This window comes from Pseudomonas sp. NEEL19 (genome assembly GCF_028751975.1).
GTDB classification, from domain to species: domain Bacteria; phylum Pseudomonadota; class Gammaproteobacteria; order Pseudomonadales; family Pseudomonadaceae; genus Aquipseudomonas; species Aquipseudomonas juntendi.
This window is the reverse complement of record NZ_CP081491.1, coordinates 3,017,220-3,033,083: the sequence shown is the minus strand read 5'-3', so window position 1 is coordinate 3,033,083 and position 15,864 is coordinate 3,017,220. Positions and strand designations below refer to the sequence as shown.

Annotated in this window: 12 protein-coding genes and 1 pseudogene; 6 read left to right on the top strand and 7 right to left on the bottom strand. The window is 64.3% G+C overall.

Annotated elements, in window-relative coordinates:
• Positions 1 to 2: 2 nt before the first annotated feature.
• Positions 3 to 182 (bottom strand): hypothetical protein, encoded by a 180-nt coding sequence (locus K4A76_RS13490; protein WP_274410464.1) that lies wholly within the window; start codon positions 180 to 182, stop codon positions 3 to 5.
• Between the two features lie 111 nt (positions 183 to 293).
• Between K4A76_RS13490 and tam the strand changes: the two genes are divergently transcribed.
• From tam to K4A76_RS13470, 4 genes are all read left to right on the top strand, one after another.
• On the top strand, positions 294 to 1,070 hold the full coding sequence (gene tam, locus K4A76_RS13485; protein WP_009685579.1) for a trans-aconitate 2-methyltransferase: 777 nt from the start codon (positions 294 to 296) through the stop codon (positions 1,068 to 1,070).
• Between the two features lie 153 nt (positions 1,071 to 1,223).
• Positions 1,224 to 1,934, top strand: a complete 711-nt coding sequence (locus K4A76_RS13480) for a YebC/PmpR family DNA-binding transcriptional regulator (RefSeq protein WP_009685578.1) — start codon at positions 1,224 to 1,226, stop codon at positions 1,932 to 1,934.
• A gap of 115 nt (positions 1,935 to 2,049) precedes the next feature.
• Positions 2,050 to 2,994, top strand: a complete 945-nt coding sequence (locus K4A76_RS13475; RefSeq protein ID WP_110677257.1) for a LysR family transcriptional regulator — start codon at positions 2,050 to 2,052, stop codon at positions 2,992 to 2,994.
• Between the two features lie 164 nt (positions 2,995 to 3,158).
• The gene (locus K4A76_RS13470) at positions 3,159 to 4,571 is read left to right on the top strand and encodes a DOPA decarboxylase (RefSeq protein WP_110677255.1); all 1,413 of its coding nucleotides are present in this window, start codon (positions 3,159 to 3,161) and stop codon (positions 4,569 to 4,571) included.
• A 33-nt stretch (positions 4,572 to 4,604) separates the two neighbouring features.
• Here K4A76_RS13470 and K4A76_RS13465 read toward each other — a convergent pair whose 3' ends face one another.
• Positions 4,605 to 5,978, bottom strand: a complete 1,374-nt coding sequence (locus tag K4A76_RS13465; protein WP_029885538.1) for an MFS transporter — start codon at positions 5,976 to 5,978, stop codon at positions 4,605 to 4,607.
• Between the two features lie 291 nt (positions 5,979 to 6,269).
• On the opposite strand from K4A76_RS13465, the gene quiC reads away from it, so the two are divergent.
• A complete protein-coding gene (gene quiC / locus K4A76_RS13460) occupies positions 6,270 to 8,177 on the top strand; it encodes a 3-dehydroshikimate dehydratase QuiC (protein WP_274410463.1) in 1,908 nt (635 codons plus the stop codon).
• Between the two features lie 25 nt (positions 8,178 to 8,202).
• Here the strand turns inward: quiC and K4A76_RS13455 are convergent.
• Both K4A76_RS13455 and K4A76_RS13450 read right to left on the bottom strand, forming a co-directional pair.
• Positions 8,203 to 8,316 (bottom strand): annotated as a pseudogene (locus tag K4A76_RS13455) (class I SAM-dependent methyltransferase); the annotation flags it as partial.
• Positions 8,317 to 8,322: 6 nt separating this feature from the next.
• Positions 8,323 to 9,186, bottom strand: coding sequence for a sensor domain-containing diguanylate cyclase (locus K4A76_RS13450; protein WP_274410462.1), 864 nt, complete (start codon positions 9,184 to 9,186; stop codon positions 8,323 to 8,325).
• Between the two features lie 178 nt (positions 9,187 to 9,364).
• On the opposite strand from K4A76_RS13450, the gene K4A76_RS13445 reads away from it, so the two are divergent.
• Positions 9,365 to 9,844 carry an isochorismatase family protein gene (locus K4A76_RS13445; protein WP_009685570.1) on the top strand — a complete coding sequence of 160 codons (480 nt, stop codon included), beginning with the start codon at positions 9,365 to 9,367 and terminating at the stop codon, positions 9,842 to 9,844.
• Here K4A76_RS13445 and K4A76_RS13440 read toward each other — a convergent pair.
• From K4A76_RS13440 to K4A76_RS13430, 3 genes are all read right to left on the bottom strand, one after another.
• A complete protein-coding gene (locus K4A76_RS13440) occupies positions 9,841 to 12,609 on the bottom strand; it encodes an amino acid adenylation domain-containing protein (RefSeq protein ID WP_274410461.1) in 2,769 nt (922 codons plus the stop codon). The two genes, K4A76_RS13445 and K4A76_RS13440, sit on opposite strands and share 4 nt — an antisense overlap.
• 99 nt (positions 12,610 to 12,708) lie before the next feature.
• On the bottom strand, positions 12,709 to 13,890 hold the full coding sequence (locus K4A76_RS13435) for a hypothetical protein (protein WP_274410460.1): 1,182 nt from the start codon (positions 13,888 to 13,890) through the stop codon (positions 12,709 to 12,711).
• Positions 13,891 to 14,104: 214 nt separating this feature from the next.
• Positions 14,105 to 15,724: an NADP-dependent glyceraldehyde-3-phosphate dehydrogenase gene (locus tag K4A76_RS13430; protein ID WP_274410459.1), complete on the bottom strand. Its 1,620-nt coding sequence runs from the start codon at positions 15,722 to 15,724 to the stop codon at positions 14,105 to 14,107.
• Between the last annotated feature and the right edge of the window lie 140 nt (positions 15,725 to 15,864).

Below are 15,864 nucleotides of genomic sequence, written 5' to 3'. Positions count from 1 at the left end.
CGTCACTCGCGCTTGGAAACGGCCGGCTCCCGTGGGGACCCGGCCGTTTCGCGTTGTTGGGCCTGGGTTTTTTCGGCGGGCATGTGAAAGCCCTGTTTCATCCACGGTGAGCCGAGCAGGGCGGCGGCCGCGATCAGGGCCAGGATGGCAATGGCGATATAGGTTTTCAGGTGGGTGCGCATACAGCTGATGACCCTGCACCCAGCCAGACAGTTCATTGCGTGTGCCGCAACGAACGCGCCGGCCGCCACATGGCGTATGCTCCACCTATCACCCGCCTGGAGGAGCTGCACATGGCCTGGTCCGCCACCCAGTATTCGCTGTTCGAAGACGAACGTACCCGCGCCGTGCGCGACCTGCTGGCCGCGGTGCCGTCACGGCCGGTACGCCACGCCACCGACCTGGGTTGCGGCCCTGGCAATTCCACCGAGGTACTGCTGCAACGTTACCCCGATGCCCAGGTAATGGCGCTGGACAGCGACCCGGACATGATTGCCAAGGCCCGGGAGCGCAAACGCTTGTGCATCCCCCGGGTGCGCACGGTGGTTGCCGACATCAGCGGCTGGTCGGCCCCGGAGCCGCAGGACCTGATCCTTGCCAATGCCTCGCTGCAGTGGGTGCCCGAGCATGCCAAGCTGTACCCGCACCTGGTGCGCCAGTTGAGCGAAGGCGCCAGCCTGGCGGTGCAGACCCCGGACAACCTCGATGAACCGGCCCACCGGCAATTGCGCGAGATTGCCAGCCAGGGCCCGTGGGCCGAGAAGTTCGCCGACCTGCAACTGCCACCCCGGCACGGGGCGGCCTTTTACTACGACCTGCTCAGCCCGCTGTGCGCGCGGGTCGATGTGTGGCGCACCACCTATCACCACCCGCTGGTGGGCGGCGCCGAGGCGGTGGTGGAGTGGTTCAAAGGTTCGGCTTTGCGCCCTTACCTGGCCAGGCTCGATGAGCGCGCGCAGGGTGATTTCCTGCAGATGTACCTGCAGGCCATGCAGCGCGACTATCCGCCGGCCACCGATGGCAAGGTGCTGTTGCCGTTCCCGAGGCTGTTCGTGATCGCTACCCGCTAGGGGCAGTTCAGTGCCAGGCGGCTGCCAGGGCGGCAGGCAAGCGGACCGAGGCTGATGAGATTTCTTGTCGAACCCATGCGCGAGGGCGTATAAACTGCACCCACTTTTGGCCGGTCGCTTCCTGAACCGGCCGCTGAAACAAAGAGAGTCGACATGGGCGCACAGTGGAAAGCCAAGCATAGAGAAACAGCTGCCAATGCCAAGGGCAAGATCATGGGCAAGCTGGCCAAGGAAATTCAGATTGCGGCCAAATCTGGCGCCGACCCGGACATGAACCCGCGCCTGCGTCTGGCCATCGTCCAGGCCAAGAAAGCCTCGATGACCCGTGAAACCCTGGAACGCGCCATCAAGAAAGGCGCTGGCCTGGACGGCGAGGCCGTGCAGTACCATGCCGTTAGCTACGAAGGGTTTGCCCCGCACCAGGTGCCGCTGATCGTCGAGTGCCTCACCGATAACGTCAACCGCACCGTTGCGCAGATCCGCGTGCTGTTCCGCAAGGGCCAGCTGGGCGCCAGCGGTTCGGTGACCTGGGACTTCAACCATGTCGGCCTGATCGAAGCCACCCCCGAAGGCGATGCCGACCCGGAAATGGCCGCGATCGAAGCCGGCGCCCAGGACTTCGAAGAAGGTGAAGAAGAGGGCTCGACCCTGTTCATTACCGACACTACCGACCTGGACGCGGTGCAGAAGGCCCTGCCCGAGCATGGCTTCACCGTGACCTCGGCGAAAATCGGCTATACCCCGAAGAACCCGGTGAGCGCGGCCAGCCTGAGCGCCGAAGCGCTGGCTGAGGTTGAAGCGTTCCTCGAAGCGATCGACGAGAACGATGATGTGCAGAATGTTTATGTTGGTCTGACCGACTGATCTGTGCAATTGGGGCCGCTTTGCGGCCCATCGCGTCGCAAGGCCGCTTCTGTAGGCGCGGCCTTGTGTCGCGAAACGAGGGTGAAGCCCTCGCAGCGGTCCGGAGCCGAACCCGATGAACCCCACCTTCGCCTCCCTCAGCCTCGCCCACCTGCGCACCCTCGACCACCTGCTGCAGTTGAAGAACCTCAGCCATGCTGCCGAGCGTCTCGGCGTCAGCCAGCCGGCCCTGAGCCGCCAGCTGGCCCTGCTGCGCGAAGCGTTCGGCGACCCCTTGCTGGTCCGCCAAGGCCGTGGCTATGTGCTCAGCGAACACGCCGAAACCTTGGTCGAGCCCCTGCGGCAAGTGCTTGAAGAGCTGCAGGCCCTGCGTCAGCCTGCAGTCTTCGACCCGGCCCGCTGCGAGCGGCGCTTCTGCCTGGCTGCCTCGGACTACGTGGCCGAACACATGCTGCCGTTGCTGGTGGCTGCGCTGGAACAGGAAGCACCGGGGGTTTCCCTGGAATACCGCACCTGGCAGGCCGGCCAGTACGCCTTGCTGGCCAGCGGCGAGATCGACCTGGCGACCACGCTGTTCGACGAGTCGCCACCCAACCTGCACGGGCGCCTGCTGGGTGAGGACCGCGCGGTGTGCCTGATGCGCCGCGATCATCCGCTGACGGCGCAAGCCACCCTCAGCCAGGCGGACTACCTGGCGCACAAGCACGTGCGGATTTCCGGTGGCGGCGACAAGGACAGCTTCATCGACCGCCACCTGCGCGCCCAGGGCCTGCAGCGGCGGGTCAGCCTGGAGGTGCCGTTCTTCTGTGCCACGGTCAAGGTGGTTGCCGGCAGCCAGGCCGTGGCCACCGTCCCCGAGCACATCGCCAAGCAACTGAGCCGCTTGCATGGCCTGGCTTGGCGGCCGCTGGGCTTTATCGACCATAGCCAGCGTTACTGGGTGGTGTGGCACCAGCGTATGCAGGCCTCGGCCGAGCACCGCTGGTTACGCAACCGGGTATTCGAGTTGTGGCGCCAGTCGCAGTTCGGCGTGCAGGGTGGGCATGCGCGTTTGCCATAGCAACTATGCGTGACATGGGGTTATTCGTCTGGGCATAGGCGCCTAGACTGGGGGCATTGTGTTGCCTGCGCTGGCCCTGTCCAGGCCAGCGTCCTGTTCTGTGGGCGCTGGCTTGCCTGCGATAGGGCCATAACAGGCTACGGATGACCCAAAGGAGAGCCCGCGTGACCCCCGAACAATTCCGCCAATACGGCCACCAGCTGATCGACCTGATCGCCGACTACCGCCAGACCGTGGGCGAGCGCCCGGTCATGGCCCAGGTCGAACCCGGTTACCTCAAGGCCGCCTTGCCAGGGCAAGCCCCCCAGCAAGGTGAACCCTTCGAGGCCATTCTCGACGACGTCAACGCACTGCTCATGCCTGGCCTGTCCCACTGGCAGCACCCTGACTTCTATGGCTACTTCCCCTCCAATGGCACCTTGTCCTCGGTACTGGGTGACTTCCTCAGTACCGGCCTGGGTGTGCTGGGCCTGTCATGGCAGTCCAGCCCGGCCCTGAGCGAACTGGAAGAAACCACCCTCGACTGGCTGCGCCAGTTGCTGGGTTTGTCCGGCCAATGGAGCGGGGTCATCCAGGACACCGCCTCGACCAGCACCCTGGTGGCGTTGATCAGCGCGCGCGAACGCGCCACCGGTTACGCTTTGGTGCGGGGTGGCCTGCAGGCCGAAGCCAAGCCATTGATCGTGTATGTCAGTGCCCACGCCCACAGCTCGGTGGACAAGGCCGCGCTGCTGGCCGGTTTCGGGCGTGACAACATTCGCCTGATCCCCACCGACGAACACTACGCGCTGCGCCCGCAGGCCTTGCAGGCAGCCATCGAGCAGGACCTGGCTGCCGGCAACCAGCCCTGCGCCGTCGTGGCCACCACCGGCACCACCACCACCACAGCCGTGGACCCGCTGCGCCCGATCGGCGAAATTGCCCAGGCCCACGGCCTGTGGCTGCACGTCGACTCGGCCATGGCCGGTTCGGCGATGATCCTGCCGGAATGCCGCTGGATGTGGGACGGCATCGAGCTGGCCGACTCGGTGGTGGTCAACGCGCACAAGTGGCTGGGCGTGGCGTTCGATTGCTCGATCTATTACGTGCGTGACCCGCAGCACCTGATCCGAGTGATGAGCACCAACCCCAGCTACCTGCAGTCGGCAGTGGATGGCGAGGTGAAGAACCTGCGCGACTGGGGCATCCCGCTGGGGCGCCGGTTCCGTGCGTTGAAACTGTGGTTCATGTTGCGCAGCGAGGGCGTGGAAGCGTTGCAGGCGCGGCTGCGACGCGACCTGGACAATGCCCGCTGGCTGGCAGGGCAGGTCAGCGCTGCGCAAGGTTGGGAGCTGTTGGCGCCCGTGCAGTTGCAGACCTTGTGCATTCGTCATCGGCCGCAGGGGCTGGAGGGCGAGGCGTTGGACACGTACACCCAGGCTTGGGCGCAGCGGCTCAACGCCAGCGGTGATGCCTACGTGACCCCGGCGACGCTGGATGGCCGCTGGATGGTACGGGTGTCGATCGGCGCCTTGCCGACCGAGCGGGGCGATGTGGAGCGGCTGTGGGCGCGCTTGCAGGGCGTGGTTCAGGGCTGAAATGGCTGGGGCCGCTTTGCGGCCCCGCGCCTGTCAGTGGCTTACCGCCTGGACGCTGCCTTTGCGGCTGGCTTCATAGGCTTCCTTTTCCATCGGCTTGGCCTGCGGGTTACCCAGGTCTTCCATCGCCAGGCGATGGGTTTCCGGGGCAATGTAGGCCGCCAGGGCACACACGCAAGTGATGAAGAACGCCAGCCCACCGACCACCAGCGGGATGTTGTCCGAGCCGGGTGGCGCAACCAGGGCGAACAGCGCCGGCAACATGGCAGTCAGCATGGTGCCGATGTTCTGCGCAATGGCCATGGCCGAAACGCGGTAGCGGGTTTGGAACAACTCAGGGTAGAAGCTTGGGAATACCGCGTTGTAACCCTGGTAGACCATGCCCCACATGACGATCGAGGTGATGAATGCCAGTGGCACGTTCTGAATGCTGATCGCATACAGGTAGACGAACGCCAGCAGGCCCGAGCCCAGGCAGCCGGCAATCATGGTCGGGCGGCGGCCGATCTTGTCCGACAGGTTGCCGACGAACGGAATCACCAGCACCGCGACGATGTTGCCGACCACGGGGATCCACAGGTAAACGCTCTTGTCGAAGCCGATGCCATAGGCCGGCTGCACCGCGTAGGCCGCACCGAAGATGGTGGCGACTACCGGAATCACGTTCATCAGGGCCATGAACATCACCAGCACCATGTGCTTCCAGCTGTGGCGGAACGCTTCGCTGATCGGCGACTTGGCCACTTTGTCCTGTTTCTCTTCCTTCACGAATGCCGGGGTTTCATGCACTTCCTTGCGGATGATGAAACCGGCGATCAGCACGATTGCGCTCATCAGGAAGGGAATGCGCCAGCCCCAGTCATTGAAGGCCTCGCTGGGCATGAAGTACGCCAGTGGCAGGAAGACCGCCGCTGCCATGACCTGGCCCGCCTGTACACCCTGCAGGGTGAAGCTGGCGTAGTAGCCCCTTCGGCCGAAGGGCGCGTGCTCCATGATCATCGAACTGGCGCCGGAGATTTCCCCGGCCACGGCGAAGCCCTGGATCAGGCGCAGCACCACCAGCAAGGCCGGTGCCAGGAAGCCGATGTCGTGGTAGGTAGGCAGCAGGCCCACGGCCATGGTCGACAGGCCCATCAGGAACATGCACAGCAGCAACACGTTCTTGCGGCCACGGGTATCACCCCAGTGGCCCAGCACGAAGGCGCCCACCGGGCGCGCCAGGTAACCCACGCCATAGGTGGCCAGCGAAGCGATGATGGCCATTTTCGGGTCGGTATTGGGGAAGAAGATCTGCGGGAAAATCAGTGCAGCGGCCTGGGCATAGATGAAAAAGTCGTAGTACTCGAGTGCCGAGCCTATCCATCCACTGGCGGTCGCTTTTTTTGCTTGCGAGCTGGAGTGAGCCATCGTTGTCTCCGTTGTTATTGTTGTTTGCGCAGGTTCCGCCAGGGGTGTTTGCCAAGGCAGGAGGCAGCGGTCGGTGTGCCTGCGTCTGTGGATCATGTTGACCACGGGGCAGTTGACTGGCAATTCGCTAAAACGGGTTTTGTGCGATAATCGAACGCAAAACTAACCATTCCGTACAAAGAGATTGAAGCAGCGACTCTACCTGCGAATAATCGATCGTGCCATAAACTGTGACAGGTCTTTCTGCCTGTCTGGCACTGTATACCTTCCAAACAACAAGGAACTCCCGCCATGCAGCGTTCGATCGCTACCGTGTCCTTGAGCGGCACCCTGCCGGAAAAGCTCGAAGCCATCGCCGCCGCCGGTTTCGACGGCGTCGAGATCTTCGAAAATGACCTGCTCTACTATGCCGGCAGCCCCCGCCAGGTGCGGCAGATGTGCGCCGACCTGGGTATTGCCATTACCTTGTTCCAGCCGTTTCGTGATTTCGAAGGCTGCCGCCGCGACCGCCTGCAGAAAAACCTGGACCGCGCCGAGCGCAAGTTCGACCTGATGCAGGAGCTGGGTACTGACCTGGTGCTGGTGTGCAGCAACGTCCAGGCCGATGCCCTGGGCGATGAACAGGTGCTGGTCGACGACCTGCGGCTGCTTGCCGAACATGCTGGCAAGCGTGGCCTGCGTATCGGTTACGAAGCGCTGGCCTGGGGCCGCCACGTCAACACCTACCAGCAGGTCTGGAACCTGGTGCGCCAGGCCGACCACCCGGCCCTCGGGGTAATCCTCGACAGTTTCCATACCTTGTCGCTGAAGGGCGACCCGCGCGCGATCCGCGACATCCCTGGCGACAAGATTTTCTTCGTACAGATGGCTGACGCACCGATCCTGGCGATGGACGTGCTGGAGTGGAGCCGCCACTTCCGCTGCTTCCCGGGGCAAGGCGAAATGGACATGGCCGGCTTCCTCGCGCCGATCCTGGCCACCGGCTACCGTGGCCCGCTGTCGCTGGAAATCTTCAATGACGGCTTCCGTGCAGCGCCCACCCGGCAGAACGCCGCCGACGGCCTGCGCTCGTTGTTGTACCTGGAAGAGCAAACCCGGCTGCGCCTGGAACAGGAAAATACCCCGATCGAGCCTGGCGTACTGTTCACCCCGCCCGCGGCCAGTCGTTATGACGGCGTCGAGTTCCTGGAATTTGCGGTCGATGAGGCCGTTGGCGCGCGCCTGGGCAGTTGGCTGAAGCGGCTGGGCTTCGCCGAAGCGGGCAAGCACCGCAGCAAGGAAGTGCAACTGCTGCGCCAGGGCGATATCAACATCGTGCTCAACGCAGAGCCTTACTCCTTTGGCCACAACTTCTTCGAAGCCCATGGCCCGTCATTGTGCGCCACCGCGCTGCGGGTCAAGGACCAGCAGGCTGCGCTCAAGCGTGCCACTGCCTATCGTGGCCAGCCGTTCCGCGGCCTGGTCGGCCCCAACGAGTGCGAGGTGCCGGCGGTACGCGCACCCGATGGCAGCCTGTTGTACCTGGTAGAGCAGGGCACCGCCGGGCATACCCTGTATGACACCGACTTCAGCCTGGACCCTAGCGTGACCGCCACCGGTGGCCTGCGCCGCATCGACCACATGGCCCTGGCGCTGCCAGCCGAGTCGCTGGACAGCTGGGTGTTGTTCTACAAAAGCCTGTTCGATTTCGCCGCCGACGACGAGGTGGTGCTGCCCGACCCGTACGGCCTGGTCAAGAGCCGCGCCCTGCGCAGCCAGTGCGGCACCTTGCGCCTGCCGTTGAACATTTCGGAAAACCGCAACACCGCCATTGCCCATGCGCTGTCCAGCTACCGCGGTTCCGGGGTGCACCATATTGCCTTCGATTGCGACGACATCTTCAGCGAAGTGGCGCGCGCCAAGCTGGCCGGTGTGCCGTTGCTGGAAATTCCGCTGAACTACTATGACGACTTGGCGGCGCGCTTCGATTTCGACGACGAGTTCCTCAGCGAGTTGGCTTACTACAACGTGCTCTATGACCGCGACGCCCAGGGTGGCGAGCTGTTCCATGTGTACACCGAGCCATTCGAAGAGCGCTTTTTCTTCGAGATCATCCAGCGCAAGGGGGGTTATAGCGGCTACGGTGCGGCTAACGTCGCGGTGCGCCTGGCGGCCATGGCCAAAGCCCGGAGCGGCGCGGTGCGCAAGCCAGTGCTCTGACTACGCGGTGGCCTGGAGCCTGGGCGTCAGTCACCTCGCGGCGGCGCTCGATGGCGCCGCTGCGTACTGCGTCAATCCAGGCCTGGGCATTGTGCTGCCAGCTGTCGAGCAAAGCGTGTTCAGGGTCGCGCCTGTTCATCTGTGTTCAGCCTGCCGCGGTGCGTTGCCGTTTGACCCGGTACATGTGGCCGTCAGCATGGCGCAGCAGCATGTCGGCATCGGTGCCGTCTTCGGGGAAGCGCGCGATGCCAATGCTGCAGGAAGGCGCCTGGAGCCCGGCCAACTCGGCATCCAGCGGTTCGGCCATGACGGCCAGGATATGCTGCACCTGTGCGGCCACGACCTCGGCTGACGGGCAATCGGGCAACAGTACGGTGAACTCGTCACCGCCCATCCGCGCCACCGTCGCGCTGCCCGCTACGCAGCTTTCCAGGCGCCGCGCCAGTGTGCACAGTACCCGGTCGCCCACGCTGTGGCCGTGGTTATCGTTGATCTGCTTGAAATCGTTGATATCGATAAACAGCAATGCCAATGGGCGGTCATGGCGCCGGGCGCTGGCCAGGGCGGCGTCCAGCCGTTGGTTGAACATCGCCCGGTTGGCCAGCCGGGTCAGCGGGTCGTGGTGCGCCAGAAAGCGCAGCTCGGCTTCGGCCTGGTGCTGGGTGGTAATGTCACGCGCCACGCCGATGCGGGCCTGGGCCTCCTCTGACCAGCAGGCCGCCCAGAGTATATGCACCACGCCACCGTCCTTGCGGATGTAACGGTTGTGGAAGTCGTAATGCGGTTGGCCATTCATGACCCGCAGGATCGAAGCGCGAGTGGTTGCCAGGTCTTCGGGGTGCATGTAGTCGGTAATTGCGGTACCGACCAGCTCGCATGCCCGGTAGCCCAGCAGCGCTTCGCAGGCATCGCTGACAAAGATGATCTGGTTGTCCCGGTCGACCACGAAGACCGTGTCGAGCATCAGGTGGATCAGCCTGGGGTACAACGCGTGCAGGTCTACGGGCATGGTTCACGGCGTCCTCGGCGGGATGCCCGATCATAGCTGAAACAGCGCCGGATGTGACCGGGGGGCAAGCCTTTACAGGGCAGTTTGGCCGTGCCTGAGCGCCAGCCAGGCGTGGGCAGCCACCGCAGCATTGCAGGCGCGTTATACTGCGCGCTTTTGCCCGTGCCGGAATTCGCCCATGCGCCAGGTGTTGTTAATCGTCGATGTCCAGTCCACCTTCAGCCCGCCAGAGTGGCTGGTCGATGGGCTGCGTCGGTTGTCAGCCAATATTCCTACCGTAGCCTCGGTCGAACTGCACGACGAGCGGGTCACGCCATTTGCGCGCCAGCTTGGCTGGCACCCGGCGGCAGAGGACGAAAGCCTGGTGGAGGCTGACCAGGTGTTCGTCAAGCATGGTTACGGGCAAAGCGCCGAAGCGATCGCGTACATTCGGCAAATGGGCGTGGAGCGCGTGCTGGTGTGTGGCCTGCAAACCGAAACCTGTGTGCTGGCCGCCGGGTTTGCCCTGTTCGATGCCGGGCTGATGCCCACCCTGGTCACCGACATGACGGTCGGCTCCTCGCTGGACCGTTCCGGCAAGCTTGGCATCGAGCTATGGCAGCACCACTTCCGCCAGGTCACCACGTCGGCTGAAGTCCTGGCTGAACTGGCGGGCTAGGTCACGCGCTGCACCCCGTCATCATCCCCGTGCGCTTTTCTGCCAGCGCGCCAGCGGCTGAGCAGCCAGCGCGTGCTGGTATTCCACGCGACACTCACGGCCACGCCCCCGGCGATGGCCAAGGCAACCTCGAACAGCAGGTATGTGGCGATACGGTCCGCCACCGACTGGAACTGGAAGTGCGTCAGGTAGATGAACAGGGTGGCCGAAGCAATCACCGCACCCGCACGTGCCAGCCAGGCCGGTACGGGGACTGCGCGCAGCCAGATCAGCGCCAGCATCGCCGGCAAGGCAATATCGACATAGTGGGTGACGGCCTGCCAGCCAATACCGGCCACCGCCATCAGGTCCAGTTCTGCGACCACCAGCACCGCTACCGCGCTGGCCACCGCTTTGCGGGCGGGGGTATCGGCATGGTGCACGGCCATGCCCAGCACCATCACCGCCAGGAAGTGTTGCGGCACCCGGTGCAGCAGGCCACTGGCGTCGAACACCCAACGGTCGAGTAACACATCCACCGCTACCAGCGTACAGGCAGCCAGGATCAGCCAGCGGAACGGGGCGGCGTTGACGGCCTGGCGTACCCGCTTGCTCGACAGCACCAGGCCAATGATCACGATCATCTGCACCAGCACTTCGATATACCAGTAGTTGAACAGGCCAACCTCGCCGGTCGCAAACCAGTTGGACACCAACAGCAGCGATTGCCAGTGCACCCGGTCGAACACCAGTTGCAGCAGCGCGGTATACAGCACGGTCGGCACCACGATGGCGGCCAGGGACGGCAGCAGTGTGCGTGCATCCCCCCGGGTTTCAATGGCCTTGAGCTGGAAACGCGCCAGGCTGATGCCAGAGACCAGGAACAGTACCGACGTTTCGCCCACGATCGGCCAAGGGGTCATGCCGCTGAGGTGGCCGACCACGATCAGGATGATGGCGAGCATACGCACGAACACCGGCATTTCCATGACCCGCCACCCGCCTTCATGCGGTGCGCTGAGCTCGGCCAGCCGGTTGACCGGCAGGCTTTCCCAACGGTCTGGCAGGTGGCCGATCAACCGCTCGAGCACCCTCGAGGCCTGTACGAATGAAAGCGAGTCACCGCCCAGCTCGACAAAGCTCAAGCGTGGGTCCAGGCGCGGCACCCGCAGTATTCGTGCCCACTCGCTGCACAGCTTCTCGGCCAGCGCTGACGACGGTTGGCTGGTCGGCTCTTGAACCGGGGCGGGCAGGGCGCGTTTGTCGACCTTGCCGTTCGGGGTGAGCGGTATGGCCTGCACGAAGATGAACAGTGCCGGCACCATGTAGTCCGGCAATTGGCGGGCGATAGCCAGGCGCAGGTCGTCGGCGCTGCCGGGCTGATGCAACACGCAGTAGGCAATCAGGCGGGGCAATGGGTGGTCATGGTTGGCCAGTACTACGCACTGCCGGACGGCAGGCAGGCGGCTGATGGTGTTTTCTATCTCCGCCAGTTCCACGCGGTGCCCCCGCACTTTCACCTGGCCGTCAGCCCGGCCGAGGAAACAGGCACTGCCATCGGCCAGGTAAGTGCCCAGGTCGCCAGTGCGGTAGCAGCGGTCGCTGGCCAGCCCGGTGAACGGGTTGGTGATGAACCTGGCTTCGGTCAGCGCCGGGTCGCCCCAATAGCCAAGGGACAGATAGGGGCTGCGGATCAGGATTTCGCCGGTTTCACCTTCGCCCACCAGTTGCCCGGCCGCGTTCACGACCAGCAGTTGCGCATCGGCGATGCCTTTGCCCAGGGGCACCCGGGCCTGTTCCGCGGTCGGGTCGAGCGTGTGGTACGCCATGGCTTGCGGGGTTTCGGTGGTGCCATAGAAATTTACGTTGACGGCATTCGGCGCCACGGCACGCATTTGCTGGTACAGCGCCGGGCTGAGTGCATCGCCGCCCCAGAACAGGTAACGCAGTTGCCTGAACAGCTGGCCCTGCAGCTGCGCGCCGGTCTCGATCAGCTTGCCCAGCGGTGGGGTGAGGTGAATGACGCTGACGCGGTGCAACGCAATCCAGCTGGCCAGCTGTGCAGGGTCGGTAAGGCTGGCCTGGGCCGGGCAGGCAATGCTGGCGCCCAGCGACAGTGGCGTGAATACATCGCGGTAAACCGGGTCGTGGCCGAGGCCGGACAGTAGCGAGAACGTGTCGGCCTGGGTCAGCCCGTGCTGGTGCACATGCCAGTCGATGAAGTGCACCAGCGGCGCGTGATGGGTAACGATCGCCTTGGGCTCGCCGGTGCTGCCCGAGGTGAAGGTGATGTAGGCCGGTTGCCCTGCGCTGACCGCGGGCAGTTGCGCCGTTGGCCGGTCAAAGGCATGCAGTGCCTCGACCGGGTCCTGGGGCACAGTTACCACACAGGCGTCTGCTGCTTCGACGTGTGCCTGGCCACAGCGCAGGACTACCCGAGGTGCCAAGCTGCTGGCGAGCTGTTGCAGGCGGGCGGCAGGGTAGGCCGCATCGGCCACGCTGAACGCCCGCCCGGCGCGCAGGCAGCCAAGCATGGCGTAGACCAGTGCCGCGCCCCGCTCGGCAACAATCAGCACACGGTCGTCGCTATTGACGGTTTTTTCCAGCAAATACGCAGCGATACCTTGGCTGATCTGCGCCAGCTGGGCGTATGTGCAAAGCCTGTGCGCGGTGATGATTGCAGGGGCTTCGGGACAACGCTCAGCCTGTTGCAGGAAGGCTTGGTGAATAGGCTGCTCGGCACGGTACTGCAGGCACAGCGTCGGGTTCGGGCGCAGGTCCGGCATGATGGGTTGGGGCTCCGCATGAACGTTTTGCCTGGCTGGTAGCACAACGCTAGTGCAGGCTGGCCCATGGCGCCAATGGGTGCGAACAACAGGCGATGTTCAGCGTTCGCGCATGAAGAACCCGGCAACGAACTTGCGGAAGGTTTCCGGGCTCTTGAAATCGGCGTAGCGCTTGAAGTTCTCCGCGTCCGGCTCGGGGCCCAGCGGTTGCTCCAGGAGCGATATCGACAATACCCGGTCCTGATCCGAGGTCATCACCAACTCGTCTGCCAGCGCGCCGCCGATCACCGGCCGGCGCATCTGCACTTTCACACCCTTGCTGGCCATCCAGTCGACCAGCGACACCAACGCCTTGAGCGGCTCGCGCTCCTCGTCGCGGTACACGGGGAACAGGTGGGCGCGGGACAGCACGGGTACGCTGGCCACATGGATCAGCTCGTAGTAGTGGCTGCCGGCACTGGTCGGCGAGTACAGCATCAGTGCCAGCAGCGGTCCGCTGGTGCGGCTGCCGCCCCAGTACAAGTGATGCCCCTGGAAGTCGAACCCGTCTTCGTTGCGGTTGTTGAACAGCTTGCGACCCTTGATCTGATCGACGCAGTCAAGCAACAGGCCGTGCCGGCGGTGGTTGCCGAACACCTTGGCTTCGCGCAACCGCGCCTTGAGCATCATCATGTGCTTCATGTCCAGGCGGGTTTCCAGGTAGTTGCTGGCCGGCACCCGCTCCAGCAGCGGGTAGCGGCTTGCCACGCTGCGCAGTTCGGCAAACTGCCCGGTCAGGTCCTTCTTCAGGTGCGTGGCATACAGGTTCAGGCCACTGGTCTCGATCCAGGTCAGCAACAGCGCCAGAAGGCGCTGCTGTGCGCGTCGCTCGCTGCTTTCGCCACCGTCGCCAGCGCCGCCGGCACGGAAATCACCAATCAGCCGCAGGGGCGTGTCGGGTGGCAGCCAGGCGGCGGGTGGCGCGGGGTCGTTTTCGCGCTCGGCGGCTTCGCGCTCGTCTTTGCTGAAGGGGCAACCGGCCGTATGCTCGGCGGTCCCCGGGTTGTTCTTCAGGAACAGCGTGCCGGTGTTGCCATTGAGCGTGACATTCAGCACCGGCAAGGCATCGTTGCGGCAATCGCAGGCCAGCCACTGGTTGGCATTGCGCACCTTCATCAGCAGCTGGTTGGCCTGCAACAGGCGCGGGCCGCCCAGGGTGCCGGTGGCAAAGCCGACCAGCAGCTCTTCTTCGGCGGGGGTCAGGCTGCGCACCTGGGTCGCGGTTTTGTCGATGATTCGCATGAAGCAGCTCCAAGCTACGAGCCTCAAGCTTCAAGCAAAGCGCTGCCGCTTTCAACTGGCCGCTCGGTTACCGCCGAACATGTTCCTGGGGCGGGCGCGGATTTCGTCGGCGCTCAGTCTTGGTTTGAGCTGCCATGTCGATGCTCCTGGGCAATGGGCACCGGTGCGGTGCCCTGTTGCCTGGAATCGGTCATGCAGGCGCAAAAGCGAGCGGTCAGAAGATGTAGTCCGTGGTCAGGAAGCTGGACTGGCGATTGCGAATGATGTCGCTGATCAGTTCCTTGTTGGCGTCCTGGAAGCGTGTGGCGACCAAGGTACGGATCGAGAATACCCGCAAGGCATCATCCACCGACAACGTGCCTTCGGCGCTGTTCTTGCGGCCGTTGAACGGGTAGGTGTCAGGGCCACGCTGGCATTGCGCGTTGATGTTGATGCGCCCGACCTGGTTGGCGAATATATCGACCAGGCTGCCGATGGTCTGCGGGTCGTTGCCGAACAGGCTCAGTTGCTGGCCGTAGTCAGAGTCCAGCACATAGTCGATCACCGTTTGCAGGTCGCGGTAGGGTACCACCGGTACCAGCGGGCCGAACTGTTCCTCGTGGTACACCCGCATGCTGTGGTTGACCGGGTACAACAGCGCCGGGACGAAGAACGAGCCGCGGCTGCGGCCGCCGCCTTCGTTGAGTACCTGGGCGCCCTTGGCCCTGGCATCGGCGACCAGGCCATCGAGGTAGTCGACCTTGCCGGGTTCGGGCAGAGGTGTCAGGGCCACCCCAGGTTCCCACGGCATGCCGGGCTTGAGCGCGGCCAGCTTGCGCTGGAACTTGTCGAGGAAGGCCTCGACCACGTCCTCGTGCACAAACAGGATCTTCAGTGCCGTGCAGCGCTGGCCGTTGAAGGACAGCGCACCGGTCACCGCTTCTTCGACCGCGTTGTCGAGGTCGACCTGCGGCAGCACGATGCCCGGGTTCTTGGCATCCAGGCCCAGGGCCGCGCGCAGGCGGTGCGGGCGTGGGTGCAGTTTTTTCAGGTCGCTGGCAGCCTTGTGCGTGCCGATGAAGGCGAACACGTCGACCTTGCCACTGGCCATCAGGGCGCTGACCGTTTCGCGGCCGCGCCCGTAGATGACGTTGATCACCCCAGGCGGGAAGCTGTCGCGGAACGCTTCGAGCAGCGGGCGGATCAGCAGCACGCCGAACTTGGCCGGTTTGAACACCACGGTGTTACCCATGATCAGCGCCGGGATCAGCGTGGTGAAGGTTTCGTTCAGCGGGTAGTTGTAGGGCCCCATGCACAGCGCCACGCCAAGCGGGGCCCGGCGGATCTGGCCCAGCGTGCCTTGTTCCAGTTCGAAGCGGCTGGAGCGGCGGTCGAGGTCTTTGAGGGCGTTGATGGTATCGACGATGTAGTCGCAGGTACGGTCGAATTCCTTTTCCGAGTCCTTGAGGTTCTTGCCGATCTCCCACATCAGCAACTTGACCACCGCCTGGCGCTGTTCGCGCATACGGGCGAGGAAGGTCTCCACGTGCTGGATACGCTCGGCCACCCGCATGTTCGGCCAGGCGCCACGGCCCTTGTCGTAGGCCTGCACGGCGGCATCGAGGGCGGTGAGGGCGGTATCGGCATCGAGCAAGGGTGCGCTGCCCAGTATGACCTGCTGTTCCTCGTCACCCTGCTTGAGCCACACGGGGCTGCGCACCGTGGCCAGCGGGCCTTCCCAGCGTCGCAGTTGCCCGTTGACCAGGTATTCGCGTTGTTCCAGTGGGCCCCCCAGGCGCCAGGTTTCCGGGATGCTATCAGCGGTGGGGAAGAGTGAATCGAGCAGACGGTCCATGGTTACTGCACCTCACGTTACAGGGCGGATTTCAAGCCAGGTGAATCGCTTCAGCACTGAGCATGCACCGGCGCCGGGAAAAACACCAGTGTGGTACACCCGTGAGCGCAGCGCCTGGTTGTTCGACCAGGCGCTGCGGA